Below are 25,764 nucleotides of genomic sequence, written 5' to 3'. Positions count from 1 at the left end.
GATGTTCGGAGACAACGTCGTCGCCGCCGCCATGATCGACCGCCTCGTCCGCCACACCGAGGTAACTTACGGGCGACAGCTACCGTCTCAAGGAACGCGTTCCCGCAGCCATCAAGGCCGAACGACTGACCGCGGGAAGAGGGGTCCGTTTCGGCTGTCGCCAGGGGGCCCAGACTCAGTCGCCGTTGACAACCGTCGACGATCCCGCGCTCTCCGTGCAGGGGGCCGCCGTCAAGAGCCTCGGGCGGACTGGCAGACGAGCACGTAGCTTCAGTACGGTGGTTCAGGGGTGCATCTCACTAGCGGCCCTGCCACTCCGGCTGACGCTTCTCAGCGAACGCCCGCGGTCCTTCGCGGTAGTCGGCAGTTCTCCTGATGTTCGCGAACTCACGCCCGGACCGTTCCCAGCTCGCCGCCTCGGAGGGGATCTCGTCCCCGTCGATACCCAGGGCGATCCGCTTGGTCGCCTGGACCGCGAGTGGCGAGTTGAGGCTTATTCGGTCGGCGAGTTCGAGGGCTGCATCGATAAGTTGGTCTCGCGGGACCACGCGGTTGACCAGGCCGAGTTCGAGTGCCCTCTTCGCGGTCAGCACGTCACCGGTGAGGAGTAGCTCCATGGCGATCTTCTTGGGAAGATGCTGCGGCAACCGGAATGCGCCGCCGGCGCCGGCGAGGAGCCCGCGCTTGACCTCGGGGAGCCCGAACGTGGCCGAATCGGCAGCCACCACCAGGTCGCTGGCCAGGGCCATCTCGGTTCCTCCGCCGAGGGCGAAGCCGTTGACCGCTGCAATGACGGGCTTGCTGATCACGTGCTTGACGAATCCCGCGAAGTGCCACTTGTCGAACTCGTCCTGCGACGCGTGGGTCGGCTCCCCGCGCGCCGCCGCCTTAAGGTCTACCCCGGCACAGAACGACCTGTCTCCTGCGCCGGTGACGATGACGACCCGGATCTCCGGATCATCTGCCGCCCGCTCGAGCGCGCTACCCATGGCTCCGGAGAGTGCCGCGTTGACCGCGTTCAGCGCGCGGGGCCGATTCAGGGTGAGGATGACGTTCTGTCCGCGTCGCTCCTCGAGCAGTACCCGCTCTGAACTGGACTCGGTCTGAGAGTTCAACTTCGGTCCTTCCGCGAGGTCCGGCTCCTGGCACCGGAGAAGGCAGTGAGCGCAACATTCAGCGCAGCTTGCTATCTATCGTACGCTATGGTGACGGGCAGGTCGCCCGGTACGATCGGCGGCGGCGCTTGACACGATCGAGGACAGGTGAGCGCCAGCGCGGTGAGACCGCGCTCGAACGTCCGCATCGCTGCGTCGCGAGAGGGGGCCGAACGGTGTCCACGGTGGTGAAGGAGCGGCCCAGATGAGCGCCGCGGGTGCGATCGCGGGTCTGGGGATGACGGCGATGGGCAAGGTCTACGGCAAATCGGCGGAGGACTTCGCTGACGAGGCCGTGACCCGGGCGTGCCAGGACGCCGGGCTTGCGCTCGCCGACCTCGATGGTCTGCTGGTCAACGCGGGCGCCATGAAGGGGGTCAACCTCCGCCTCTCCAAGAGACTGGGGCTGCGTGACCTGCGACTGGCGGCGGACGTACAGTCTTTCGGGTCCTCCGCGGGCGTCATGGTGCAGACGGCCTGCCTCGCGATTGCCGCTGGTATGGCCACTGCGGTGGCGTGCGTCTTCGCCGACGATCCGCTCAGCGAGGGCGTCTCCACCGGCGCGCGGTACGCCGGTAGGTCCGACCAGCTGTCGGGCTTGGGGGCCATGCCGAACGCCCTGGGCCTTCGGGGTGCCGTGGCCGGGTACGCCATGGCCGCTCGGCGGCACATGTCCGTCTACGGGACGACCAGCCTCGACTTCGCAGAGGTGGCGGTGTCCGCCCGGTCGTGGGCGGTAATGAACCCACATGCGCAGATGGACAAGCCGTTGACCGTCGAGGACCACCAGCAGGGGCGCATGATCGCCGAGCCGTTTCGTCTGTTCGACTGCTGCCTGGTATCGAATGGCGCCGTCGCCGTCATCGTCACATCGGTCGACCGGGCGCGGGACCTTGCCCAGCCGTTGGTCGCGATCGAGGGGATGGGTCAGTCGCATCCCGACTACCCGATGGATGGCCGTAGCAGGTTTGGGCTCGTGACCGGCGCGGTCGAGTCCGGTCGACAGGCATACGAGATGGCGGGCGTCAGGGCCGAGGACATCGCATTCGCCGAGCTCTACGACTGTTTTACCTTCACGACCCTGGTCAGCGCCGAGGACTACGGCTTTTGCGAGAAGGGCGAAGGGGGCGACTTCTTCCGGTCTGGGGCAGCCAGCCCAGGAGGCCGGTTACCGGTCAACACCGGAGGGGGGCACCTCTCGGGGTACTACATGTGGGGCATGACGCCGCTCTCCGAGGCTGTCATGCAGGTCCGCGGCCAGGCCGGTGAGCGCCAGGTCCCTCGTCACGATCTCGCGCTAGTCAGCGGAAACGGCGGGACGTTCGACGACCACTCGACCCTGATCCTGGCAGACAGGAGATGACATGAGCTTGTTGCCACTCCAGCGGGACACCTGGTCGGCTGCTTTCTTCGATGCCGCGGCACGCGGCCAGCTGCTGATTCTCCGGTGTGGCGCCTGCCAGCAGTTCTCGGCGCCGCAGGTCCGACACTGCGCCTTCTGCTCGTCCGGAGAACTCGAGTGGGTCCGGTCCATCGGCCGCGGCGAGATCGTGACGTGGACGGTTCCCCACCGCCGCGAGAACGGGACCACGGAACCGGCCTACGTCGTGGCGATCGTGCAGCTGGACGAGGGGCCGTGGATTCACGCCCACGGATCCTCGGACGTGGCGCTCCGAGCCGGACGGCCGGTGTCGATCACTTTCGCTCCTGTAGACGGGGGCGAGTTCCTCCCCGTCCTGGCGGTCTCGGCGTAGTCGCCTCGGCGAGCGACCGAGAGGTAGCCGGACGATACGCCGCACCGGCGATCAAGAACCGCGACGACCCTAGGGAGTCGGCATGAAGATGACACGTATGGAATTCGTCGGTGTGGTCGTCGACGACCTTGAGGTGGGAATGCAGCGGTTCTCAGAGGTGTTCGGTACCGACTTCGAAATCCTGGACATGGCGGACCTGGACATCGAGACCGAGGAGGGTGTCGTAGTCGATGCTCGGGCGCCCCAGTCGAACATGCGGGTGGCTCTCGACTCGTCCGGCATTTTCGAACTCGTCGAGGTGGCCGGCATGGAGGAGGGATTTCGTAACATTCATTTCCGAGTGGACGACATGGATGAGGCGATCGCCCATCTATCCAGTAGAGGAATGCGCCTCGTTCGCCATTTCGTGGTCGGCGGCATGAGGGAGGCCATCTTCGCGGCCGAGGACCTCTACGGGATCCGTGTGTGCCTGCTGGAGTACGCGGGTGACAGCCTCGGTGCGGCGATGCGTGCCGAGCCCTCGGCGTAACCGACCGCCATACATATTGTGTGGATCAAGACACTTCCCGGTCGTTTCAGCTATATTCAGCGAATAGTCTTCATGCGCGGTCAGCAAACGCTGTCCGGGGATCGTTCAGTTGCCGGGTCTCACCCAAGACTTGTCGTTCGGCGGTGGCGAGCGGGTTCTTACACGCGCTCGGCGCCACCGGGGCGGCCATCCGCGGTGGTTGGCTGGATATAGGGGGGCGTCCGGACGGACGCCGAGCCCGGCCGACTGCGCCTCACCGCCCGTGCGGAGAATGTGATCAAGTACTCCTAGGGCGCGGGGTCAGGCTGCAGGGGGCTTCAAGACGAGCCGAATGGCGTAGCGGGTGTAATGATCGGCGATCTCGGCAGGAGACAGGGGGCCCGTGGAGCGGTACCAGTCGAGAATCCCTCCGAGCATTCCCAAGAGCGCCAGCGCCGTGAGATGGGGGTCCTCGACGCTGAAGATTCCTTCGTTGTTGCCGTCCTTAATCAGAGTCTCCAGCACCTCCGCGACGAGATTCCTCTTTACCAGGTACTTAGCGCGGAAGTCGGGGCCGAGAAATCGAAACTCGTCATGCAGCATGGCCAGGTCGCGACGGTGCGTGTAGTGCAGTCCGAGTGAGGTGATGAAGTTCTCGAACCTCTTCTGGGTGTCGCCGGCGGCATCCTCGAGGCAGGCGTCGCCGTGGGCCCAGAAGTCATCCATGGCGGCGTCCAAGAGGGCGAACAGAATTCCTTCCTTGTTGCCGAAGTGGTAGTACAAGGTCGGCATGGTGAGACCCACCTTGGTCGCGATGTTGCGCACCGTGGTGCCGTGGTAGCCCTCCTCTTGGAAGTAGGTGAGCGCTGCGGCGAGGATCGGGGGAAGGGGTACGTCGGAATAAATACGCCAGTCGAACCCCGTGGGTGTCTGGTCCACTGTGGTCATTGTGACTCCCCATCCGAGTAGCAGCTGCAGCGGGTAGTGGTGACCGCGTCTACTGAGCGATCGCTACGGCCACGGTCAATCCTATCCCGTGCCAGCGCTCCGACGAGCGTGCGGGGCATCTTGATTCGCACGGCGTTGGGGCTCCTGGCGGGGGAGGGGGGCACGAGTCGGCCCACGTGAACCGGACATAGTGCTGCGTCGTCCGCGATTGGCCTGAGCTGCGATAGTGCTACGCCTGCGATGCAGTCCTTCGGCATCGCCACGTCGGAGGAGCTGCACACACGACTCGCGCTTACCCGTCCTGGCCAGTTGGCGCCGGTTCGATGCCAGGGTCGAGGCGAACTGCTCGGCGGTCACAGTCCGAGCGCAGCCGACGACAGAGACAGCGGTACCTTCGCCACCGTCACGTTGTCGCTGACAACGGTCAGGTTGGTCCTGCAGCGCTTGTTCAGGCGACGTTCGGATGCGGTCGCTGGCGGGCCCTGCGTCGGACGTCGCTTGAGGACGGACTGTGCATCCCCTTGACGACCTCGGCTGTGAGCGCGATAACATTGCCTAGCGATCGCTCGACAGAGGGCAGCGCACGGCCCGGGTGAGGTCGACCGATGCGTCGACCACAGCGGGGAGACCTGCTAGGCGTCGGCTCGTTCCGAGCTGCGCACCCCCGTCGAAGAGAGAGCAAACATCGAGGCCGGCAGCCGGATCTCGGGCGTCTCCCGTCAGATGTTGCGAGCCGGCTCAGGCACTGCCGACAGGAGGCATTCATGCCAGGACGTGTTGAAGGCAAAGTCGCATTCATTACCGGGGCCGCTCGCGGGCAGGGTCGCTCGCATGCGGTGCGGCTGGCCCAAGAAGGCGCCGACATCATCGCCGTCGACATCTGCGAACCGATTCGTAACGTCGCCTACGACTTCCCCACTGAGGCGGATCTGGCGGAGACTGCTCGGTTGGTGGAGCAGCTGGACCGGCGGATCGTCACTCACAAGGTCGATATCAGGAACTATGACGGTCTCAAGGCCGCGGTAGACGACGGGGTGGCGCAGCTGGGGCGGTTGGACATCGTGGCTGCCAACGCAGCCATCGGCGTCAATCAATACCGGGCATGGGAGGTGCCCGAGGAGGAATGGCAGGACATGATCGATATCAACCTGACGGGTCAGTGGCGCACCTGCAAGGCGGCTATTCCGCACGTGATCGAGGGTGGTCGAGGCGGATCGATCGCTCTGACCAGTTCTATGGCTGCGCTGCGCACCTACCCTGGCATCGGCCATTACAGCGCCGCCAAACACGGGGTGGTCGGCTTGACCGCGACCTTGGCCGTGGAACTTGGTGAGTACAACATCAGGGTCAACTCCCTACTTCCGACCCAGGTCGACACTCCGATGATCATGAATGAGGCTATGTACCGGAACTTCCGCCCGGACCTGGAGAGTCCGGGTCGGGAGGACATGGCCGGGCCGTCCAAGGCTGCGCACGCCCTTGACCTGCCGTGGGTGGAGCCCATTGATGTCAGCAATGCATTGCTGTACCTGGCTTCCGATGAGGCTCGGTACATCACGGGTGTCAATTTTCCCGTCGCAGCCGGTGCCAATATCACCTAATGCGACTGTCGTAGCATGCTGAACCGCCCGGGCGTATCCGGAGAGCAGTTGACGTCCTCGAGAGGGGCGATCTCGACCTGCTCGACAGTCCGCCAGGGCCTCGGGGTTTAATCAGTTTGTCTTCGACAGTCTGATCGAGGGATCGGCGAGGGCGTTGACGCTCCTGCAGTCGCCAAGCGGCGAGAGACAACTGTTTGGTCTTTTTATGGGGTGCGACGAGGACCCGGTACTTGTCTCGAGCGATGTGGCGCTTGAGGCAGCCCAGGATCTCCTTCGTCGTGCGGCATTCCCGGGGACGGCGTTTTCGACGGAGGCGATCATGCATTGATGGAAGCGCATGCGGACGACGAGGAGATGGTTCCGGTGCAGCGTGGCGTTGCCCCCCCGGCGGTGCCCACCTCGATCTGAGCCGGTGGCGGCTGGTCTTGCCGGAACCGGCCGGGATGGGGCAGGCGCCGCCGAGCTTGGCCAGGAGCGGTCGGCGAGCGCGCGCAGGGTGTAGTGGGTGGCGTCTTTGAGTCCGTCCATCGACTCGAAACGCAGGCGCGACACGCTTCGAGGGGCTCCCGGTCGTTGAGACGCCTGAGGGCCTCGCATAGTTCGGCGGGCGCGTTCACCAGGACCATCTCGAGGGTGACGATGGCCTGGAAGCGGGCATTGGTCGCGGTGTCCTCTTGCGATCTTGACTGGCAGATCATCGCGACGCGGGCGGTGGTCTCGGCGCCGATGGTGGCGTCCTTGCCGCACGGATGCGGCACCGTGCGGTCACCCCGGTTGACCCCGATGACCTGGTCGCCGGCGCGGCTTAGGAACGAGGCCAGTCCGGCGACGTAGGAACCGGTGCCCTCGACCCGGAAAACCACCGGCGTCCCGGCGGCGAGTTCAGAGGTCCAGTAGCGCAATCGGGCGTAGCCGGCGCGGTTGACGGCGATCGTGGTCAGGTCCTGCACCGTTCCGAGTTGGTCAAGCGCGACGGCGACATGGACGTTCTTGTGGGTGTCGACGCCGAGGTGCGGCCGGTTCTGCGCGAACTGCTCATCGGTGACTGCGTGTCGTCTTCCCGGGGGGTCGTGGTCGACAGCGCGCCGGGTGGGCGGGACAGGACTGCGATGGGACCTGCTGGGACCAGGTTCCAATGAGGCCACCACACCGCTCGGTGCGGCCACCAGCGGCGGTGTCGCCCGGCGCCGGACAGATCAACGCCAGGGACCCCGAGAGGGCGAGTCGTAAGCAAGGGTCAGACTGCCCGGGCGACGAACACCAGTCTCGCAATCGTAGGCGTCACCGACGGTGCCGACCGAGGGGTGCTGCGCCAGCCATGGCGAGGCGCTCGGTGTAGGCGATGCAGGTGTACTGCCCTGCTGGGCGCGGGCCCAGACGGCGTGGTCAAAGGCGTCGAGGACCAGCTCGGTGCGCATGCTGGGGGCTGCGGCAGTACTTCCCGAAGAAGACCGACCTCCTCCGGTTCAGCGCCGCCGACCTCGTCCTCGTCCAGGACCGGCTCAACCGCCGCCCGCGAAAGCGGCGTGGCTGGGACACCCCCGCGGAGGTCTTCGCCCGAGCTCTCCGAGAACCTGCTCTCTGACCTCGGGTGTTGCGACGATCATGCGAATCCACCTTAGAACCCGCCGTCCCCAGGGGGGTCAATTCTCAAGATCCGTTGACAGTCGGCCAGGGTGGTGCGACCTTGTCGTCTTCGGCATGCTCCGGCATGGCCCTGGGCGCGCATGAGCCGTTCAACAACGCAGCGCGCCACCGCGATGCCCTCGCGTTTGAGCGGGGCCCAGACCTTCCGGGCGCCGTAGACCCCGTAATCCTTCGCTTGGACTCGAGTCACCTGCGGCGAATTGCTCGTCTCGGACCTGCGCAGCAGTGGGCGTCGCCGCCCTCCGTGCGACGTAGCAGGTGGATTGCGCGATCGGTGCGCCCAAATCGGCGATCTGGGCACAGACTGACCCCCGACACTCCATCGCCACCCACCGGACTGGTGGGCGGCGCACTGGTCGATGGACCCCATCAGCGCCTGTGCGTTCTCGGCGAGTCCCTATGGCAAGCCACCGCCGCAAGATCGTCACGACCGTCAGTGGCCGTTCCGGCGGTGGCGGCGGTGGCCGGCTCGTCGACGCGCAGGGCGGCGAAGACGGCGTCGGACAGTCGTCCGCGGAGCAGTCGGAGCGCCTCGGCCTTGGTCTTGCGGGCTGCGGTGAACTTATCGTCAAGGGAGACGACGGTGTGGGGTGCGCTTGTGTGAGTCGGTTCCGATCATGACCGAGAGACTGCGGACTCCTGACGTTCGAGCCTTCGGTCCTCCGCATCGCCCGAGAACGGGCATGCCTCAGTTGGGCCGAGCGCACGCTCCTATCAGGCCACGCGCTCGGGCGATCCGGACGCCTGGCGGGGCCGCACATCGCCGGAGAAGTCACCCGCGGTCGACCACCGCGGCGGCACCGAAGAAAGGAGCGAACCCCGCCAGACATGATCATCGTGGCACTGACGCGAAGAAGGCCGAGGCAGCCTTGAGAATGTCGTTGGCGCGCACGATGTGTTATGACTCCATCTTCTCAGACGAGGAAGTCTTCGGACGCACCGGCGCAGTTCGAGTGTCCGAAAGCACTTGTGAGTGTTGCAATAAGGCTGGAGAACCGCCCCGTCGCGCCTGGGAGCCAGGGTGAGCCGCCGTCGACAACTGGACGACCACGCAGTCTAAGGGAGTATGCGCGGCCGCCCTATGTCGTGTACCCGCGCAGCTACCCCATCGTCTGAGCAGTACCCCCTTCTGCTTTGCTTGAGGCAGAGCAGACCCAACAGTCGCCCTTGGTTGTCGGTGACCGCCATCCGTCGTTCACCGGTCCGGTCCAACTGCGATGTGACGTCCGAGATCGGCATCGATGCCCGAGTCGTACGGCCCGCCAGACGCCCAACGTCGACCGCTCTTGCAGAGTCTGGAACCGACGAGGACAAATCCGAACGTGTGATCGTCGTCAGCAGGCGACGATGCTCGTCGACGATGAGCACGATGTGAACGTGGTCGTCGACCAGCTGCCGGCGAACAGCTCCGACATCCGATTGTTGGTCGAGCGTCTTGGGGATGGTCACCATCGCGTCTCGTGCGGTGCCGGGCTCGCGGACACCCTTCGGCGCTGATGGCAGCAGAGAAGCGAACTGCGACGGGGTGCCCATATTGTCTCTCCTTTCCTCTCTGTTGTCTCTCGGCTTCGAGCTCACTGCCTTCCGCCCTCCGAGAAGCAGGCCGGTGCGAGTGCGGAGCACATGAGCAGCGAAGAACACTCGCCGTCAGCGCGGCCGAGGATGGCACATCTGCGGAATCCAGCGCCGAGCCGCGACGACCTCCAGCTGACTATGTCCCCACAACTCGCCCAGCGGCCGAGACGACGTGGGTCCAGAGCTCGCGTGGGATCGACTTGGTTCCGCATCCGCCTGAACATCAGATTCGGCTCCCGCCACCGGGAACCTGATCACGACGCGCGGCACTAGGAACCGATGTGTTCGAGCCGCACAGGGATGCCGGTGAAGACGGGCTGCAGTGTCAACACATCCGGCATCCGGTCGATGATCCGGTTCACGTTCTGTTCCAGCCACCCGTGGTTGATCCACACAGACGCATCACCAAGGGTCGCGTCGACCTCGACGCGCCCCTCGACGGCGCCCGAGGCCGTACTAACCCGTACCCGGTCCCCTGAGGTGATCGCGTGATCACGGGCGGCCGCGGCACTGATGGCGATGGGCGGTGCTCCGTCTGCCCCTGCGTAGATCTTGCTGTTAATGCTGCCCATCCTCCGCCCGGCTACGAGCCGCAAGCCGCCGCTGTCCAGCTCCATTGCGGCAGCAAGGCGATCAACGAGGATGCGCGGCGCGAGCCGCCAACGTCCGCCGGGCAGCGCCTTCTCGTGGATCCACCCGATGCGCGTCGGGACGGGTGCGCCGTGCGACCCCCCCGCGAATACCTCTTCGGCGAAGTCGGCCCTCTGCCGAGCGAGATGACGCACCACTGTGTCGTCGTCGGCGGTGTCGGGGTCCAGTCCATCGAGCAGGTCGATCTCGAGTCTGCGTGCCAGCTGGGCGAGGATCCACCAGGACTGCTGCCGTTCTCCGCCGGGGGGCACGACGGCGGGACTGAGGTACGAACGGTCGATGCCCTGCAAGGGCTCGTGGATGAAGCTGGTCCGTTCGGTTACCCAAGTGCACGGCATGGCATGGGTGGCCATTTTCGTGATCTCTACGTCGAACGGGTCGATGACCACGAGCAGATCCAGCTTTGCCAGCGCAGCGCGCATCCTGTCTGGATCAGGTACTGAAGTCATGGGGTTGCCACCGAAGACGATCAACGCCCGCACCTGTCCGGATTCGATCTCGTCCGGCAGGGTCACGCTGGGGAACTGGCCTAGTAGACCGTCGAGGTCGGGGCGGCTGGCCGGACCCGGAGAGACACTCCCGTCCTCGGGTGCGTGACCAGGGAACGGCGGCCCTTCGAGCATTCCATTCCCGGCAGCGAGGTACTTGAGGCCGCCTTCGCAGTCGAGCGATCCGGTAATGATCATCGCTGCCAAGGCGAGCCATTCGGCCACGACACCTTCGGGCTGAAACCCAAGGCAGGTGCCGCCGAGCAGCACTACCTTGCCGTGGCGCCGAATCGCCGCGAGGAGTTCGATCAGGTCATCAGCCGCAAGGTCGGTTCGTTCCGCGACCCTGTCGAGGGTGAAGGGCGCCACGGCGGCGCGCAAGCGCTCCACATCGGCGGGGTCACAGGCCGATGCGAGCTCCAGTGCATCGTATCCATGGTCGAGGAGCTCGCGCACGAGCCAGGCCAACAAGAAGACATCGGTGCCGGGACGGGGGGCAAGGTGGCGGTCAGCCCGCTTTGCAGAGGACGTCCGTCGCGGATCTACTACCCAAAGCTCGCCGCCGCGTGACTGAAAGCCACGAAGACGCTGCGGCATGTTACTGCGTGCCGACCCGATCCAGCCACCCGAGGTCGTGGGGTTCGTTCCAAGCATCACGCAGAGTGTCGGACCCTCCTCTGGGAACCAGCTCGGATGCAGGAAGGGAACGCCGGTGACCAGTTCCGCTGCGCGCAGTCTCGGGGCGACGTCCAGGGTCATCGGCGAGTACACCTGGTTCGATCCGAGCTGGGCCAGGAGGTCGAGCATCGGGTACGCACCGCCACTGAAGGCCTGACCGGTTGCGTAGTATCCAGCCACGCTGTTTGGGCCGCCCTCGGCGATGAGCCTTCGGATCTCCCTGGCCACGTCGTCGAGAAGGGCATCCCAGGCGACCCGCTCGCCGCGCAGCCGCGGAAAATCGAGCCGTGAGCTCCCGTGGTGGCGCTCGGGCAATGCCCGACCCTTAGTGCACGTGTAGCCGGCCGACGCAGGGTGGTCGCGATCTCCCTTGACATCGACGAGGCGCCCGTCTTCGACACTCGCGATCATGCCGCACATGGCCATGCAGAGCTCGCAGTTGAACCGCACCGTCCCAACCACAGCTGCCTCACCTCCGTAGACATCCGCCTGGAGATCAAGATCTGAACCCAGGGCTAGCGCTAGTTATAGTGACCTAAGTGTGATTCCCACCGCAAGGGCGATGCCGAATTGGAGTAGCGAGACGGACGACGCCGCGCGCCGCGAAGGGCAAGGAGACCGGTCAGCGGGTCGCGATCGGCTGGGCGCGTGCGGGGCGGAGAGCACGAGCGCTGCCCGCCCGTAAAGAGATCCGCCGTCGCCGCGTCCGCACCACCATCCCCGAGCCCGCCGACACCACCGTGCCCGACCGACTCGGACGCGACGGCACCGCGCCCGCCCCGAACCGGGTCTACGTCGGCGACATCACCTACCTGCCCCTGGCCGACGGGCGGAACCTCTACCTGGCCACTGTGATCGACTGCCACTCCCGCCTGACAGGGTGGGCGCTCGCCGACCACACATGCGCACCGAACTCGTCGCAGACGCCCTCCGAACCGCTGCCACCAACCGCGGCGCTCTGACCCGGGCGATCTTCCAGTCAATTCACGGTCTACACCAGTCGCTCCTACGCCGAGTTCTGCGACCGCCTCGGCGTCCAGCAGTCGATGGGTGCGGTGGGGTCCAGCGCCGACAACGCCCTCGCCGAGTCCTTCGACGCCACGCTCAATCGAGAAGTGCTGCAGGACAACATGTTCTGGCCCGACGAGACCACCTGCCGCCGGGAGCTGTTCCGCTGGCTGACCCGCTACAACACCCGCAGACGGCACTCCTTCTGCGGCTATCAGACCCCGAACACCTACGAGACGACCTTCGCGGCTACCGTCCCGACAGCTGCGAAGTCCACCCCGTGTCCACCTTCCGGGGGCAAGGCCCTTCAGACGTTGCCCGGGATGTGGCGGTCAGCCTGTCACCGCATAGCTGTCCTGGCCTCCGACAGGTTCGCGGCAGTAGCGAGCTCCACCAGACGCTTGCGGTCGACGACCTTGACCCGCGGCCGGCTCGCGCCGGCGTCGAGGGCCCGTTCAAAACGATCGATCGCAAGCCAGCCCGCCCACCCGAACCCCGATTCCGGCTTCACCTCGTCGAGGGGCACGACCGGGTCTGGGAGGACGCCGTCGACGAAGTCGTCGACGATGGCGTCACAGGTCTCGGCCGCGCAGGTCTTATTCGTTCCGACTACGCCGGAGGGCCCGCGCTTGATCCAGCCGGCGGTGTACGCGCCGGTGATCGGGCGAAGCGTCCGGGCGTCGACGACTCGCCCTCCGACGTTCGGGATCGTGGCCGTCGGCATGTCAAAGGGGACCCCCGGCACGGGCCCGCCCTGGTAGCCGACCGACCGCAGAACCAGACCGCAGGCGAGGTCCTCCCACCCCTCCGTCGCGACGGCTCGGGCACCGCCTCCGTCGGCGGGCACAAGCTCGTTATGCGCAAGCCGGATGCCTTTGACTCGGTCGGTGCCGAGCACAGCGGTCGGCGAGGAGAGGAAGCGCAGGCGAATCGCTCGGTTCCCCGGGGTCCGTTCGGCTGTGGCGTACCCGGCAACGACCGCTAGTTTGAACCGGACGAGCGCGTCCGGGTTGCCCTGAAGCTGAGCCGACGTAGCGGGGTCGAGGTCGACCTGGGCGGGATCGGCCAGCGCGTCGATCCCCGGAAGCTTGCCGATTTCCAGCAATTCGGGAGTGGTGAAGGACGCCTGAGCAGGGCCACGGCGCCCCACCACCACTACTTCCTCGATACGGCTGGACGCCAGTGCCTCTAAGGCGTGATCGGCAATGTCGGTGGTGCGGAGCCGGTCGACCCCGGACACTAGGATCCGGGCCACGTCCAGGGCGACGTTGCCGTTGCCGACGACGACGGCCCGCTCCCCGGTCAGGTCGAACTCGTGGTGTGCATGATCGGGGTGGCCGTTGTACCAACCCACGAACTCAGCCGCGGAGTGGCTTCCCGGTAGGTCCTCGCCCGGCACGCCCAGACGGCGATCCGCCGAGGCGCCCACGGAGTACAGCACCGCGTGGTAGCGGTCGGTCAGCCATTCAACGGTCGGGTTCTGGCCGACGAGGGTGTCAAACACGAATCGTATGCCGGGTCGGGCGGCGGTTCGCTCGAACTGCTCGACCACGCGCTTGGTGCTCTGGTGGTCGGGAGCGATGCCCGCCCGAGCTAGCCCCCAAGGCGTGGGAAGACGCTCGAAGATGTCGATCTGAACGGCTATGTCTCGTCGGGAGGACAACGACTCAGCGGCGTACATACCCGCGGGGCCTGCGCCGACGATCGCTACGCGCAGCGGACCCCGCTCAGCTCGGACGGCGGCCGTGCCCGGGGGCATCGCATACCGGTCCGGGTAGGTGTGGTCGGCGAAGTGCAGCGCGTTGAGGTCGATGTAGGTTTTCGACGGGCCCGTGAGTTCGGTGTCCATCTGAATAGCGTCGACCGGGCACACTTCCACGCAGGCACCGCAGTCGACGCACGACTCCGGGTCGATATAGAGCATCTCAGCGGTCGCGTAGCCGGGTTCGCCGGGCGCGGGATGGATGCAGTCGACCGGGCAGACAGGCACGCACGCCGCGTCGTTGCAGCACGACTGGATGATCACGTGGGTCATGGGTATCTCCTATTCGTCAGGCGGTCCTCGTTGCGCAATCGAGGACTCAGACACGGCGTGGTGATTCGGCCCAGACGGCCGCTTCGAGGTTGTCGGCCCGGTAGATCGCTGTCACCGGGACCCACGCACGGTTGCCGATCAGACGACGCTGTAGCCGCCGTCGACCATGAGCGCGGCACCAGTCATGTATGAGGAGGCGTCCGTCGCCAGGAAGATGAGCGCAGAGTCGATCTCTTCCTGGCGCCCCAGACGGCCAAGGATGCTGTTCTGCTCGACCATCGCCCGCAGCGGGCCGATCGCCTCGCTGGTCATCTCCGTCTCGACGTACCCAGGGCACAGCGCGTTGACCCGGATCTCGCGGCGCATCGACCACTGGCTCGCGAGGTCGCGGGTGAGGCCGAGCACTCCTGCTTTGCTCGCTGAGTACGCTGCCTGGGGGAACCGTGAGGCCGTCAGGCCGTGAAGACTGGCGATGTTGACGATCGCCGATCCAGGGCGCATCGCAGCGGCCGCCGCCTGCGCCATCCAGTAGGTCCCCATGAGGTTCACATCGACGACGGCGCGGAAGTGCTCCGGTGGTTCCTTGTGGCTGGGTATCGAGCCACCGACACCGGCGTTGTTGACGAGAATGTCGAGTGAGCCGAACTGATCGACAGTGGCTCTCGCCAGTTCCTTGCACTGTTCGGGATCCGTCACGTCCATGACGACGGGGTGGGCCGTGATCCCGTCAGCCTCCAGAACACAGCACAGGTCATCGAGGCGCTGCCGTCGCCGCGCGGCGACAACGACAGACGCCCCTATCGAGCCCATCGCCCGAGCGAAGCCGAGCCCGAGACCGGAACTGGCTCCAGTGACGACAGCGACCTTGCCGTCTGCGCGGAAACGCTCAAGGTATTGACTCATTAAGCTCCCACTCTCGATGGCGCCAACTACGGTCCCTCAATCAACGACCCAGCACGTTAAGGCCCGTCGACAATGCGGTTGGGGGTGAGGTCGCAGGGGTAGAGTGCAGATGCTCACCTAGTGGGGTTCCCGCTGGCAGCGAATACGACGCTCACCTCTGCGAGTTGTTCGAACTCGCGCTACCACCTATCTTCGTACGTGGCATCAAGGGGCTCGACTGCGCCTCGGTTGATCCCGAGGGGGATGTTGAAGCGCTCGAAGGCGGGAGCGTATGGCCCCGAAAGGGTCCAGTCGTAAACGGTCACTCGGCGGAGCACCCTCCACTCGCCGTCGCGCTTCTCGAAGAGATCGCGGTAGCGGCCGGCGTTAAAACCAATCGTGGCTTCTTCGATCGTCCCGATGTTGTCGTTCTGTCCCGCGCCATAGACGCCGGCGAAGAAGAAGTAGGTCTCGACCTTTGCCTGTGCACCATCCTGTGAGAGGATTCGGGGAACGCCGACCAGATGATGCCGGGCTCTGTCCTTGTCGTCTCGTGCGTTACGTGCCCGGTCGAAGAAGCCGGCAGCACTCCCGTCATACATTCCGTGGTTATCGGTTCCCTCCGGCCAGAAGATCGAGTCCATCAGGTCCGAATCGGCGCGATCGACCGCTCGGGCATAACGGAGCATCACCTCTTGAATCGCGGAGACCTCCAGCAAGCGTCGGAGCTCAGCCACTTCATTCTCAGAAAAGTCCATAGTATCCCACAGTAGAGCGAAGACTGATCGTGCGCTAGATAGACGATGGGATGGATCTCGCGGCGCCTCGAACCGGCGCAGTAGGCTTCAGCGGCGCTGCTTCTACCTCAGAGGGTATGTGCTGCGGTGGGGCTGGTCCGCTGCGGCGACGCTTCCTGACATGTCAGGCGCCGAGTGCCAGACCGCACGACCGGGTACTACGGTGTGATCACGTGGCGAATGGCGCACCGCCATCCTGGTCCAGGGTCGACGCGCTGCTGTACCGGTGGCAGGCGTAGGGAATCCACAAGTCGAGAGACTCGGTCGACGTTGCTCCGTCGAGTCGTTTCCGATGCTGAAGAATCCTCGCCCTATGGGAGATCTCGAGGTGATTTGGCTCGGACCGCCAACTCTGCAGGCTGCTCGGCCATCGGTCCCCGGGACCAGCGGTTCCTCCCCACCACCAGTATCGCGGCAGCGATCAGAGTCCCACAGCCCAGATAGGTAATACCCGCGGACGTGCTACCAGTCGCGCCCGTGAGTAGGCCGAAGATGTACGGCGCTAAAAGGCCGCCCAGGTTGCCGATCGTCGTGACCATGGCAATGGCGACGGCTGCATTCGGACCTGCGAACAGCTTCTGTGAGATGGTCCAGAACGGTGCCGCATACGCATTGAGAGATGCCGTGCCAAGAGCCAGGAGGAGAAATGCAACAACATTGTTGTCCGTGATGAAGGGGATACTGATTAGTGCCAGTCCTGACACCAGGGGGCCGGTCGAGGCATGGAACGTGCGCTCGCCCGTGCGGTCAGAATGAACCCCGTTCCCGTACATGGCCGCGGCAGCCAGCAGATACGGAATCATCACCAACAGGCCAACCGCAGTGGCGGTCACCTCGCCGGAGAGCCCTTTCACGATCTGGGGGGACCAGTAGGACAGGCCAAATCCACCACTGACGATCAAGAACTGGACGAGGCCCAGCAGGACGACGCTCGGGTTGCGAAGGCTGGCGAACAGGGCGTTCCCGCTGTGCTTTGCGGCGCGCGGCTCCTTCGCGATCGCGTCGATCAGCCACGTGCGTTGGTCGTCAGTGAGCCAGGTTGCCTCGGCGGGCCGGTCGGTCAGTCTTCTGTAGGTCAGGATGCCCAGCAGAACGGCTGGAATACCGGTGAGGATGAAGATCCAGCGCCAAGAGGAGAGCCCGAACCAATCCACGTGGTCGAGGATGACGCCACAGATGGGTCCCGCGACCGCGGCGGCCAGCGGAGAGCCGAGGAAGACCACGGCGTTCGCCTTGGCTCGGTGTGCTGCCGGAAAGAGCCGCATGGCGAAGAGCACCACGCCAGGGGCCAGACCGGCCTCTGCGGCCCCCAGGAGGAACCGCGCGATGATCAGCTGAACGTCGTTCTGTACGAAGCCCGTGAGGATCGTGACCAGACCCCAGGTGACGCCGATGCGTGTCATCCAGATCCGGGCGCCGAACCTGTCCAGTGCGACCCCGCTCGGCACCTCGAGCAAGATGTAGCCGGCGAAGAAGATGCCGGCTGCGAGGCCGAACATCGCCGGATCGAGCGCAAGCTCGGTGCCCATGCGCAGTTGCGCGAAGCCCAGGCTGATCCGGTCGACGTAGGCGACCAGGTACAGCAAGAACATGATCGGCAACACGCGCCGTGAAACCGCCCTGATCGTGCTGCGCTCCAGGGCTGCGGAATCGGCCGCGCCCGGTGGCTGAGTTGTGCTCACGAGTGCTCCTAGAGTTCGGGCGCCGGTCGGTTCCTGTGCCCTTTGGTCGCCTTGCCGGGTAGTGCCTTGCCGGGTAGTGACTGGACTGCGCGCCTGCGAGGCAACGCCCCGGGCTGCGGCGTCCCGGGTTCTCGCCGACGGCGCGGGTACCAGAACGAACCCGCAGCCCCCGCGCGCCAGTCGAGGGCACGGACAGGGCGAGCCAAGACACGGGGCGGGTCGACGACATCGATATAGGTACCGCGAGGGTTACCGGTTCTCGAAAGGACCGTGACGCGGTCGAGTCACACGGTCCGACCGGCAACTGATGTCGATCGGGTTTGACGGCATCTCGCGGTCGCCGTGCTAGGCCGAGAGGGTCGGTACACAAGCGGTTCGCAAGGGGCCGCAGGGCGCGATAGTGAAGGAATTGCTTGGCTCGTGGACCGCGGCGATGGGGTGTGTCGCCGGGGCACTCCGGGGGAGACGCGGCTCGGGAGGTGGGGCCCGTGTCGGTGAGCTCTCGGACCAGGTTGTGGACCGTTCCGACACAGGTGATTCAGCCAGGTCGTAGCCACTCGCCCACCCTCGCTCGCAGGGATGTCCACGTCGACTCCTCGCGTTACGGCGTTCTCCCACCGGGGCGTTGCCGGGTGTCGGCGCCCGACGGTCGTGCAGTCCCTCATCTCGGAGAGCCGACTCCTTGAGTATGTGTACTATCCGCGTGACCGTCAAGCACTAGCGCTCGCTAGATTCACCGCGAGGATCGCGCGTGCCGCAGCTCCGACCCAGGACGGTGCGACGTGGGGTCGAGCATGACAACTGCCGACCGTTCACGCCCGGCTCACGGTCCTTGACCCGCAGCGCGTGAGGGAGCAGGTCGGGTCCCTCCGATATGAGGTGGTGGGAACCATCGAAGCGGCGGCGGCGCCGCCGTCGCCTTTGTCGCTACTCTCTCAGCTTCAGAAGTGTCCATCGGGGTCGACTGCGGGGGATGCGTCGTCCTGGATCTGATCCGTGCGGTCGCGTAGATAGCAGCCGAGTCCGAGGTGGCGGTGGCGTCCGGCGAGTTGCTCGCACCTTGTGCTCAATCCATGGATCGTCCGCCTCCGGATCAGAGGCTCGCCCACTCTGCGGCGACGACGAACAGCCGGAACCTCTCCACGACCGGCGACTCCGGTCGGGAAAGCGGCCAGACGAGCCCGAGGACCCGCTGTGCGGCATCGTCGGTCAGCGGGATGTAGGCGGCGTTCGGGTCGGCTCGGTGTGGCCGGGGCCTCGGTACGACCGTCACGCCGAGCCCGGCGGCGGCCAGGCTCTCCATGGTCGGGATCTCCGCGCTCTCGAAGGCGATCGTGGGCTCGGCGCCGACCCGGGCGAGGAGTTCGTCGGTCAGCCGGCGCAGGCCGAAGCTGCTGCCCAGCATGATGAACGGCTCGTCGGCGGCCTCGGCGATGCCGACCCGGTCGCGGTCTGCGAGCCGGTGATCACGCGGGACGACCAGGCACAGCTCCTCGCGGTGGATCTCGTGCCAACCGAGGTCCGGGTCGTCGGGACGTGGCCCGGTCACGGCGAGGTCGACCGCGCCATCGGTGACCAGTGCGGCCAGCTCGTAGGACGCCGCCTGGGTCAAGGTGAACTGCACCTGGGGCGCGCGAGCGCGGAAATCGCGAATCAGCTCCGGGGCAAGCCAGGTCGCGACGGAGTGCAGAAAGCTCAGCCGCACGGTCCCACGGTCGGGGTCGCGCAGCGACCGGATGTGATCGGAGGCCGAGCGCAGCTCGAAGAGGCTGCGTCGGGCGTGGATGAGGAGCACCTGGCCGGACTGGTTGAGGCGCAGCCTTCGACCGACCCGGTCGAACAGCGGTGCCCCGATCTCCTGTTCGAGGCGGGCGAGGCTCCTCGAGAGCGTGGGCTGGGTGGTGTGGAGACGCTCAGCGGCACGCGTCATGTTCTGGGTGTCGGCCAGCGTCACGAACCAGTCGAGATCGTCGAGGCTCACGCTCCGATTATGCACGTTCCGTATCGACACGATGAGGATGTTTCATTTCCGGTATCGACCGCTGGCGGCGACGATGACAGGCGACGCAGCGGAGCCACCCAAGGCCCGAACCCCCATCGACGACGAGGGAGCAGCATGACCGTGCCTGCCGACACCGGACCTCTGGCAGAAGCCCTCCGCGGCTGGCGGCCACCGGTCGTCGAGTCCGCGAGGCGGGTCGACCCGTGGCAGTCCGCCGCCTTCGCGGCCCTGCTCGACGCGCCCGCGCCGACCGACACGCTCCCTCCGTTGTGGCACTGGTTCACGCTGCTCGACCACCCCGCGCAGTCCGAGATCGGCACAGACGGGCACCCGGCCGCGGCGCCATTCCTTCCGCCCATCTCCGGGCGGCGTCGCATGTTCGCCGGTGGCCGGTTCGAGCAGTGGGAGCCGGTCTACTACGGCAGCGAGCTCTCCGCACGGTCATCGGTGGCCGACGTGAACCTCAAGAACGGCCGCAGCGGCGAGATGGCGTTCGTGACGGTCCGCCACGAGCTCTCCGCCGACGGGCGTCAGGTCGCGATCGAGGAGCAGGACATCGTCTACCGGTCGGAGCCGGACGGCACTCCCGTCCGCACCATGGCGCGGCCCCAGGGGGGTGAACCGGAGCTAGACGGGCAATGGCGCGCCACCCTGCCGACCGACCCGGTGCTGCTCGCCCGCTTCAGTGCCCTGACCTACAACGGGCACCGGATCCACTACGACCGGCCGTACGTCACGGATGTCGAGGGATACCCCGACCTGGTCGTGCACGGCCCGCTGCTCGCTCTGCTGGCCCTCGAGCTGCCGCGCCGGTTCGCGCCCGAGCGCGCAGTCGAGCGGTTCTCCTACAGGCTCGTCCGCCCGGCCTTAGTTCCCGCAACGGTCGTCAGCGCGGGGATCCCGACCGATGACGAGGTGACGGTCGCCGTCGCCGCCGAAGGCGCGACGCCGTCACTGACCTCGTCCGTCCACCTCGCGCCCACCCGATGACGTCGACTGAGAGGTTCCCCATGACCCCGCCTTTACACGGCATCACCGTGGTGAGCCTGGAACAGGCCGTCGCCGCCCCGTTCGCCACCCGCCAGCTCGCCGACCTCGGCGCTCGGGTGATCAAGATCGAGCGGCCGGGCTCCGGGGACTTCGCCCGCGGCTACGACGAGGCCGTGCACGGGGACTCCAGCTACTTCGTCTGGCTCAACCGCGGCAAGGAGTCGCTCACCCTGGACCTGAAGTCGGCCGAGGGCCGGGCGGTGCTCGGCGAGCTGCTCGACAAGGCGGACGTAGTGGTGCAGAACCTCGGCCCCGGTGCGGCCGGGCGACTCGGGGTCGACGCGGCATCACTGGCGGTCAGCCACCCACGGGTCATCCCGTGCACGGTGTCGGGGTGGGGGACCACCGGACCGTGGGCGCACCGCAAGGCCTACGACCTGCTCGTCCAGTGCGAGACGGGGCTGCTGTCGATCACCGGCACATGGGACGAGATGGCGAAGGTCGGCATCTCCGTGGCCGACATCGCCGCGGGCATGTACGCCTACTCCGGCATCCTCACCGCGCTGCTGCGGCGCGCCACCTCCGGCGAGGTCTCCGCGGTCGAGGTGTCGCTGTTCGAGGCGCTCGCCGAGTGGATGGGCGCCCCGGCGAACTACACCCGCTACGGCGGTCGCCAGCCCTCCCGGGTCGGCGCCCAGCACGCCACCATCGCCCCCTACGGCCCGTACGACACCGCCGACGGCCGGATCCTGCTCGCTGTGCAGAACGACCGCGAATGGCGCGCGCTGTGCGCGGTCGTCCTCGGCGAGCCCGAGATCGCGTCGACCGCGCGGTTCGCGTCGAACTCGGCTCGGGTGGCGCATCGGGAGGAGCTCAACGAGCTCATCTCCAGCAGGCTCGCCACGCTGGACACCACCGCGGCGGGCAAGCTGCTCGACGAGGCCGGGGTTGCGAACGCCAGCATCAACCGGATCTCCGACTTCCTCGACCACCCTGTACTGGCGGAGCGCGGCCGATGGGCCGAGATCGCCGCTCCCGGCGGCCCGATCCAGGCCTTGCGGCCCCCGGCCGACCTCGGCGGCGTCGAACCGGTCATGGGCGACGTGCCGGCTCTCGGCGCCCACACCGACGACATCCTGCGCGAGCTCGGCCGCACCGACTCCACGGTCGCCGACCTGCGCGCCCGCGCCGTCGTCTGACCACCACACGTCTCGAGAGGACCCACCGCGTGAGCACCCTGAGCAGTGAAGAGCAGTACGTCGTCGACACCGTCCGCGAGTTCGTCGACCGCGAGGTCAGGCCGGTCGTGCAGGAGATGGAGCACGCCGACGAGTACCCCGAGAAGATCATCGAGCAGATGAAGGAGCTCGGGATCTACGGCCTCGCCATCCCCGAGCCGTGGGGCGAGGCGCCGGTCTCGATGCCGTGCTACGCGCTGGTCACCGCGGAGCTAGCCCGCGGATGGATGTCGCTGGCCGGCGCGATGGGCGGGCACACGGTCGTCGCCAAGCTGATCCTCGCGTTCGGGACCCAGGAACAGAAAGACCACTACCTGCCGCGGATGGCGACCGGGGAGCTCCGCGCCACCATGGCGCTCACCGAGCCCGGCGGCGGGTCCGACCTGCAGGCCATGTCGACGAACGCCCGCCTGGACGGCGAGGACTACGTGATCAACGGGTCTAAGACGTGGATCTCCAACGCGCGTCGCTCCGGGCTGATCGCGCTGCTGTGCAAGACCGATCCCAAGGCGGAGCTTAAGCACCGCGGGATCTCGGTGCTGCTCGTCGAGCACGGCCCCGGGCTCACGGTGTCGAAGGACATGAAGAAGCTGGGGTACAAGGGCGTCGAGACCTGCGAGCTGGTGTTCGAGGACATGCGAGTGCCCGCCTCGGCCGTCCTGGGTGGCGAGCCTGGCAAGGGGTTCGGGCACATGATGAAGGGCTTGGAGACCGGGCGGATCCAGGTCGCGGCGCGGGCGTTGGGGGTCGGGCGGGCCGCGTTCGACGACGCCCTGCGGTACGCGCAGGACCGCGAGTCGTTCGGCAAGCCGATCTGGCAGCACCAGTCGATCGGCAACTACCTGGCCGACATGGGTACCAAGCTGACCGCGGCGCAGCAGCTGATCCTGTTCGCCGCGGAGAAGTTCGAGGCCGGCGAGCGGTGCGACATGGAGGCGGGCATGGCGAAGCTGTTCGCCTCGGAGGTCGGGATGGAGGTGGCGCTCAACGCGGTCCGCATCCACGGCGGCTACGGCTACTCGACGGAGTTCGACGTGGAACGCTACTTCCGGGATGCTCCGTTGATGATCGTGGGCGAGGGCACGAACGAGATCCAGCGCAACGTGATCGCCGCGCAGCTCGTCAAGCGGGGCGGGCTGGGCTGATGCCCGAGCTGCGCGGCCCGGCACTGCTGTTCTGCCCCGGCGACCGGCCCGAACGCTTCGACAAGGCGCTCGCGGCGGCGGACTCGGTGGTCCTCGATCTCGAGGACGCCGTCGGTCCGGAGCACAAGGACCTGGCGCGCGCCCACGTCGTCGAGGCCCTCGGTCGCCTCGATCGGGATCGGGACCGGGTCCTGGTGCGCGTCAACGCGCCCTCGAGCCCCTGGCACGCCGACGACCTGCGGGCGCTGGCCCCGTTCCGCGAGGTCGTCGTCATGCTGCCGATGGCCGACGGCGCGGCCGCGGTCGAGGCGGTCCCGCACCCGGTGGTGGCGCTGTGCGAGACCGCCCGCGGCGTGCTGTCCGCCCAGGAGATCGCGGCGGCGGGCAACTGCGTCGGGGTGATGTGGGGGAGCGAGGACCTGGTCGCCGATCTCGGCGGCCGCCCGGGCCGGGCACCCGGCGGCGGTTATCGCCCCGCGGTCGAGGAGGCCCGGACCCGGATCCTATACGCCGCCCGCGCCGCCGGTGTGACGCCGATCGACACTGTGCTGGTCGACATCGCCGACCTCGACACCCTCGCCGCCGACAGCACCGCGTCGGTCTCCGCGGGCTACGCGGCCAAGGCCTGCATCCACCCGAAGCAGGTCGCGGTCGTCCGGGCGGCGTTCCGTCCCTCCGACGCCGAGGTCCGCTGGGCCGACGCGGTCCTCGCCGCCGCTGAGACCGAGAGCGGCGTGTTCGTCGTCGACGGCCGCATGGTCGACGCCCCGGTGCTCGCCCACGCCCGCGAGGTCCTCCGGCAGGCGGGCGTGGCGGTGGCGGGCCCGCAGTGAGTTCCGCTGGGCTCGGGCGCGCGGGCAGAACCCCTGTGCTGCAACGCGTGGCAGACATCCTGTCCGCGGTGGAGGCCGAGAGTGGACTCAGCGTCCGTGACCTCGCCGAGCGCACCGGACTCCACCGCTCCACGGTGTCGCGGCTCTCCACCGGCATGGTCAACCACCTCATGCTGGCCCGGACCGCGGCCGGGTTAAAGCTCGGACCTCGGTTCCGCCGAACGGAGCCCGATCGCCCCGACACCGTGACACGGCGGCTGGTCTTCGAGACGCTGCAGGACCTACGTGACGTCACCGGCCGGACCGTCCGTCTCGCCCGGCTCAGGGACCGATCCATCGTCTACACCGACGTCCTCCGCGGACCCGTCGACCTGCCACGCCCACCGACCATCGGGACCGCCCTGACCGCACGATCGACGGCGGCCGGAAAGGTAATCCTCGCTCACATCCCCGGGCCGGCCACCGGCACTGAGGACCCGACGCTGCGCGACGAGTTGTGCGAGATCCGAACCTCCGGGCTCGCAGTGGAGTGGGGTGCAGCGGCGGCCGGATCGGGGTGTGTCGCCGCGTGCGTGATCGTCGACGACGCGGTTTTCGGCGCGATCTCCGTCGCGCTCGCCGACGTCGAGGACGTCGACCGGGTGGGTCTGGCGGTCCGCACAGCAGCCCGCGGTCTGGCCCGGCGGCTGGCGACCGTGACGGCCTCTCGGGAGCGGTCGGAAGCGTCGTCCTGAGGGGGTCGCCTGGTTCGGGCGGCGAGGTGATCACCGCCCGAACCTGACACCGCCAGTCCGATGCGGCTGCAGCGGCTGCCTCTAGGCCTTGCCCAACCGGGTGATGGCCTCGACGACGCGCTCAGGGTCGGTGACGTGCGGCGAGTGCCCGCAGTCCCATCGCTCGAAGGTCCACGACGGATCGGCCTCGACGTGGGAGATGGTCGGCTCCCCGTGGGCGATCTGGAATCCCTCGCACCGGATGTAGTGCTTGACCGGTACCTTCTCCCAGGCGCCGGTGAGCTCGGCCGGATCGGTGAACGCGGCGAGCGGGTGGTCCGTCATCCGACGGTTGACCCACGCCGCGTCGTCCGGGTTCTCCCCACCGAAGCCCGCGGCGTCGAAGGGTAGCCCCGCTGGGACTCGCCACCCGTCGCCGGACTCGGTGGCCTGCGAGCGGAACAGGTCCGGGATGCCCTGCGAGTCGCCCATGAAGTCGAGCATCGACTGCCCCTGCGTCGGGAGCGACGCGTCGAGGTAGACGGCCGCGCGGAGTCGGTCCGGCGCCCGGTCGGCCACCGCGGTGATCACTCACAGCGGCCGGTGGCGGGCTCGGCGTGGCGCTGTCCGGCGACATCGTGCTCGCGTCCGACAAGGCCAAGTTCGTGGCCGCGTACACCGCCGCCGGGCTCACCCCGGACTGCGGCGCTTCCTGGCTGCTCGGCCGGGTCGGGACCGCAGTCGCCCTGGATCTGCTACTCACCAACAGACCGTTGCCCGCTGTCGAGGCGCAACGGCTGGGCCCGGTCAGCCGAGTCGTCGCCGCCGACGACCTGGTCGCCGAGACCGAGAAAGTGCACGCCCTGCTGGCCACCGGCTCCCGCTCGGCGTACGCCGCTACGAAGGCGCTCGTCCACAAGTCGCGTGCAGACCTCGGCGCCCAACTCGCGGCGGAGGCGGCCGCGGTGTCCGCGTCGGTGGCCTCGGCGGACGGCAGGGAGGGGATCGACGCCTTCCTGGACAAGCGTCGTCCCGTGTTCCCCTGACGAGGCGCGACTGTTCGTGCAGCCGTGTGGGGCCCTGCAGACGTTGCAGCACCGATGATTGATCACGATTCCTCGGGAGAGAGCATGGCAGCGCGGTGGTGACGTCGCGCGGCCCGCGAAGCCCGGCGGGTGGAGGCGGGCCGTGGAGCCACTCGTGGTGCGAAACCCCGTGCGTGGTGCGAGTCGTGGAGGCTGGAGAGGGTCTTTCTGGCAGCGTTGTCGCTGGTAGGAGGCTTGTGAGGGGAATCGTGGAATCCTGGCATTCAAGGGGTCGGCTTCTCGATGAAGGTCAACCCCTAGCCGAATCATGGGGTGAGATCGGTCGCCTAGGGTCAAGTCCGCTGGCGTGGTGTGTGACGACTACCGCGTGATCTTCTCGTTCTGTCAGG

Annotated in this window: 21 protein-coding genes and 2 pseudogenes; 12 read left to right on the top strand and 11 right to left on the bottom strand. The window is 67.1% G+C overall.

Annotation, left to right across the window (positions count from 1 at the left end; all coding sequences use genetic code 11):
* Window positions 1–299 precede the first annotated feature (299 nt).
* Complete coding sequence (locus ABD993_RS32795) at window positions 300–1,115, bottom strand: crotonase/enoyl-CoA hydratase family protein (protein ID WP_345426926.1); 816 nt, start codon at window positions 1,113–1,115, stop codon at window positions 300–302.
* A gap of 244 nt (window positions 1,116–1,359) precedes the next feature.
* Here ABD993_RS32795 and ABD993_RS32790 point away from each other — a divergent pair, with 244 nt between their 5' ends.
* From ABD993_RS32790 to ABD993_RS32780, 3 genes are all read left to right on the top strand, one after another.
* The gene (locus tag ABD993_RS32790; protein WP_345426924.1) at window positions 1,360–2,517 is read left to right on the top strand and encodes a thiolase family protein; all 1,158 of its coding nucleotides are present in this window, start codon (window positions 1,360–1,362) and stop codon (window positions 2,515–2,517) included.
* A gap of 1 nt (window position 2,518) precedes the next feature.
* Complete coding sequence (locus ABD993_RS32785) at window positions 2,519–2,908, top strand: Zn-ribbon domain-containing OB-fold protein (RefSeq protein ID WP_345426922.1); 390 nt, start codon at window positions 2,519–2,521, stop codon at window positions 2,906–2,908.
* A gap of 82 nt (window positions 2,909–2,990) precedes the next feature.
* Window positions 2,991–3,437 (top strand): VOC family protein, encoded by a 447-nt coding sequence (locus ABD993_RS32780; RefSeq protein ID WP_345426920.1) that lies wholly within the window; start codon window positions 2,991–2,993, stop codon window positions 3,435–3,437.
* Window positions 3,438–3,737: 300 nt separating this feature from the next.
* Here ABD993_RS32780 and ABD993_RS32775 read toward each other — a convergent pair whose 3' ends face one another.
* Window positions 3,738–4,364, bottom strand: a complete 627-nt coding sequence (locus ABD993_RS32775; protein WP_345426918.1) for a TetR/AcrR family transcriptional regulator — start codon at window positions 4,362–4,364, stop codon at window positions 3,738–3,740.
* A gap of 764 nt (window positions 4,365–5,128) precedes the next feature.
* On the opposite strand from ABD993_RS32775, the gene ABD993_RS32770 reads away from it, so the two are divergent.
* On the top strand, window positions 5,129–5,965 hold the full coding sequence (locus ABD993_RS32770; RefSeq protein ID WP_345426916.1) for a mycofactocin-coupled SDR family oxidoreductase: 837 nt from the start codon (window positions 5,129–5,131) through the stop codon (window positions 5,963–5,965).
* Between the two features lie 317 nt (window positions 5,966–6,282).
* On the opposite strand, the gene ABD993_RS32765 is transcribed toward ABD993_RS32770, so the two are convergent.
* Both ABD993_RS32765 and ABD993_RS37010 read right to left on the bottom strand, forming a co-directional pair.
* On the bottom strand, window positions 6,283–6,915 hold the full coding sequence (locus tag ABD993_RS32765) for a hypothetical protein (RefSeq protein ID WP_345426914.1): 633 nt from the start codon (window positions 6,913–6,915) through the stop codon (window positions 6,283–6,285).
* Window positions 6,916–7,583: 668 nt separating this feature from the next.
* The gene (locus ABD993_RS37010) at window positions 7,584–7,982 is read right to left on the bottom strand and encodes an IS3 family transposase (protein WP_425569219.1); all 399 of its coding nucleotides are present in this window, start codon (window positions 7,980–7,982) and stop codon (window positions 7,584–7,586) included.
* Window positions 7,983–8,959: 977 nt separating this feature from the next.
* Here ABD993_RS37010 and ABD993_RS32750 point away from each other — a divergent pair.
* Window positions 8,960–9,109, top strand: a complete 150-nt coding sequence (locus ABD993_RS32750; RefSeq protein ID WP_345426913.1) for a hypothetical protein — start codon at window positions 8,960–8,962, stop codon at window positions 9,107–9,109.
* 347 nt (window positions 9,110–9,456) lie between these two features.
* Here the strand turns inward: ABD993_RS32750 and ABD993_RS32745 are convergent, their stop codons facing one another.
* The gene (locus ABD993_RS32745) at window positions 9,457–11,454 is read right to left on the bottom strand and encodes a molybdopterin-containing oxidoreductase family protein (RefSeq protein WP_345426911.1); all 1,998 of its coding nucleotides are present in this window, start codon (window positions 11,452–11,454) and stop codon (window positions 9,457–9,459) included.
* 128 nt (window positions 11,455–11,582) lie between these two features.
* On the opposite strand from ABD993_RS32745, the pseudogene ABD993_RS32740 reads away from it, so the two are divergent.
* Window positions 11,583–12,281: pseudogene (locus tag ABD993_RS32740) on the top strand (IS3 family transposase); the annotation flags it as partial.
* Between the two features lie 71 nt (window positions 12,282–12,352).
* Here ABD993_RS32740 and ABD993_RS32735 read toward each other — a convergent pair.
* The 5 genes from ABD993_RS32735 to ABD993_RS32715 form a co-directional block, all read right to left on the bottom strand.
* A complete protein-coding gene (locus tag ABD993_RS32735; protein ID WP_345426909.1) occupies window positions 12,353–14,047 on the bottom strand; it encodes an FAD-dependent oxidoreductase in 1,695 nt (564 codons plus the stop codon).
* Between the two features lie 138 nt (window positions 14,048–14,185).
* Window positions 14,186–14,950, bottom strand: a complete 765-nt coding sequence (locus ABD993_RS32730) for an SDR family NAD(P)-dependent oxidoreductase (RefSeq protein WP_345426907.1) — start codon at window positions 14,948–14,950, stop codon at window positions 14,186–14,188.
* A 179-nt stretch (window positions 14,951–15,129) separates the two neighbouring features.
* Window positions 15,130–15,687 carry a nuclear transport factor 2 family protein gene (locus tag ABD993_RS32725; RefSeq protein ID WP_345426905.1) on the bottom strand — a complete coding sequence of 186 codons (558 nt, stop codon included), beginning with the start codon at window positions 15,685–15,687 and terminating at the stop codon, window positions 15,130–15,132.
* A gap of 350 nt (window positions 15,688–16,037) precedes the next feature.
* Window positions 16,038–17,408 carry an MFS transporter gene (locus ABD993_RS32720; RefSeq protein ID WP_345426903.1) on the bottom strand — a complete coding sequence of 457 codons (1,371 nt, stop codon included), beginning with the start codon at window positions 17,406–17,408 and terminating at the stop codon, window positions 16,038–16,040.
* Window positions 17,409–18,501: 1,093 nt separating this feature from the next.
* Window positions 18,502–19,419 carry a LysR family transcriptional regulator gene (locus ABD993_RS32715; protein WP_345426901.1) on the bottom strand — a complete coding sequence of 306 codons (918 nt, stop codon included), beginning with the start codon at window positions 19,417–19,419 and terminating at the stop codon, window positions 18,502–18,504.
* A gap of 105 nt (window positions 19,420–19,524) precedes the next feature.
* On the opposite strand from ABD993_RS32715, the gene ABD993_RS32710 reads away from it, so the two are divergent.
* The 5 genes from ABD993_RS32710 to ABD993_RS32690 are packed head-to-tail and all read left to right on the top strand — an operon-like array spanning window position 19,525 to window position 24,350.
* Window positions 19,525–20,400, top strand: coding sequence for an HTD2 family dehydratase (locus ABD993_RS32710; RefSeq protein ID WP_345426899.1), 876 nt, complete (start codon window positions 19,525–19,527; stop codon window positions 20,398–20,400).
* Between the two features lie 20 nt (window positions 20,401–20,420).
* The gene (locus ABD993_RS32705; RefSeq protein ID WP_345426897.1) at window positions 20,421–21,599 is read left to right on the top strand and encodes a CaiB/BaiF CoA transferase family protein; all 1,179 of its coding nucleotides are present in this window, start codon (window positions 20,421–20,423) and stop codon (window positions 21,597–21,599) included.
* A gap of 29 nt (window positions 21,600–21,628) precedes the next feature.
* The gene (locus ABD993_RS32700) at window positions 21,629–22,783 is read left to right on the top strand and encodes an acyl-CoA dehydrogenase family protein (RefSeq protein WP_345426895.1); all 1,155 of its coding nucleotides are present in this window, start codon (window positions 21,629–21,631) and stop codon (window positions 22,781–22,783) included.
* Window positions 22,783–23,616, top strand: a complete 834-nt coding sequence (locus ABD993_RS32695; protein ID WP_345426893.1) for an HpcH/HpaI aldolase/citrate lyase family protein — start codon at window positions 22,783–22,785, stop codon at window positions 23,614–23,616. The genes ABD993_RS32700 and ABD993_RS32695 overlap by 1 nt, the downstream gene beginning before the upstream one ends.
* A 47-nt stretch (window positions 23,617–23,663) precedes the next feature.
* A complete protein-coding gene (locus ABD993_RS32690) occupies window positions 23,664–24,350 on the top strand; it encodes an IclR family transcriptional regulator (protein ID WP_345426891.1) in 687 nt (228 codons plus the stop codon).
* Between the two features lie 81 nt (window positions 24,351–24,431).
* Here the strand turns inward: ABD993_RS32690 and ABD993_RS32685 are convergent, their stop codons facing one another.
* Window positions 24,432–24,920, bottom strand: a complete 489-nt coding sequence (locus tag ABD993_RS32685) for an alpha/beta fold hydrolase (protein WP_345426889.1) — start codon at window positions 24,918–24,920, stop codon at window positions 24,432–24,434.
* A 17-nt stretch (window positions 24,921–24,937) separates the two neighbouring features.
* Here ABD993_RS32685 and ABD993_RS32680 point away from each other — a divergent pair.
* Window positions 24,938–25,375 (top strand): annotated as a pseudogene (locus ABD993_RS32680) (enoyl-CoA hydratase/isomerase family protein); the annotation flags it as partial.
* Window positions 25,376–25,764 lie beyond the last annotated feature (389 nt).

The organism is Pseudonocardia xishanensis (assembly GCF_039541715.1).
In the GTDB taxonomy this organism is placed as follows: Bacteria; Actinomycetota; Actinomycetes; order Mycobacteriales; family Pseudonocardiaceae; genus Pseudonocardia; species Pseudonocardia xishanensis.
The sequence above is the reverse complement of the archived record's forward strand: the minus strand, read 5'-3'. Positions and strand labels throughout refer to the sequence as shown.

Bases quoted from the DNA above. Each gene is read 5' to 3' on its own strand.
- ABD993_RS32750 (WP_345426913.1), top strand. From the start codon at position 8,960: ATGCTCGTCGACGATGAGCACGATGTGAACGTGGTCGTCGACCAGCTG.
- ABD993_RS32790 (WP_345426924.1), top strand. From the start codon at position 1,360: ATGAGCGCCGCGGGTGCGATCGCGGGTCTGGGGATGACGGCGATGGGC.
- ABD993_RS37010 (WP_425569219.1), bottom strand. From the start codon at position 7,982: ATGGGGTCCATCGACCAGTGCGCCGCCCACCAGTCCGGTGGGTGGCGA.
- ABD993_RS32705 (WP_345426897.1), top strand. From the start codon at position 20,421: ATGACCCCGCCTTTACACGGCATCACCGTGGTGAGCCTGGAACAGGCC.
- ABD993_RS32730 (WP_345426907.1), bottom strand. From the start codon at position 14,950: ATGAGTCAATACCTTGAGCGTTTCCGCGCAGACGGCAAGGTCGCTGTC.
- ABD993_RS32780 (WP_345426920.1), top strand. From the start codon at position 2,991: ATGAAGATGACACGTATGGAATTCGTCGGTGTGGTCGTCGACGACCTT.
- ABD993_RS32725 (WP_345426905.1), bottom strand. From the start codon at position 15,687: ATGGACTTTTCTGAGAATGAAGTGGCTGAGCTCCGACGCTTGCTGGAG.
- ABD993_RS32775 (WP_345426918.1), bottom strand. From the start codon at position 4,364: ATGACCACAGTGGACCAGACACCCACGGGGTTCGACTGGCGTATTTAT.
- ABD993_RS32695 (WP_345426893.1), top strand. From the start codon at position 22,783: ATGCCCGAGCTGCGCGGCCCGGCACTGCTGTTCTGCCCCGGCGACCGG.
- ABD993_RS32770 (WP_345426916.1), top strand. From the start codon at position 5,129: ATGCCAGGACGTGTTGAAGGCAAAGTCGCATTCATTACCGGGGCCGCT.
- ABD993_RS32710 (WP_345426899.1), top strand. From the start codon at position 19,525: ATGACCGTGCCTGCCGACACCGGACCTCTGGCAGAAGCCCTCCGCGGC.
- ABD993_RS32785 (WP_345426922.1), top strand. From the start codon at position 2,519: ATGAGCTTGTTGCCACTCCAGCGGGACACCTGGTCGGCTGCTTTCTTC.
- ABD993_RS32735 (WP_345426909.1), bottom strand. From the start codon at position 14,047: ATGACCCACGTGATCATCCAGTCGTGCTGCAACGACGCGGCGTGCGTG.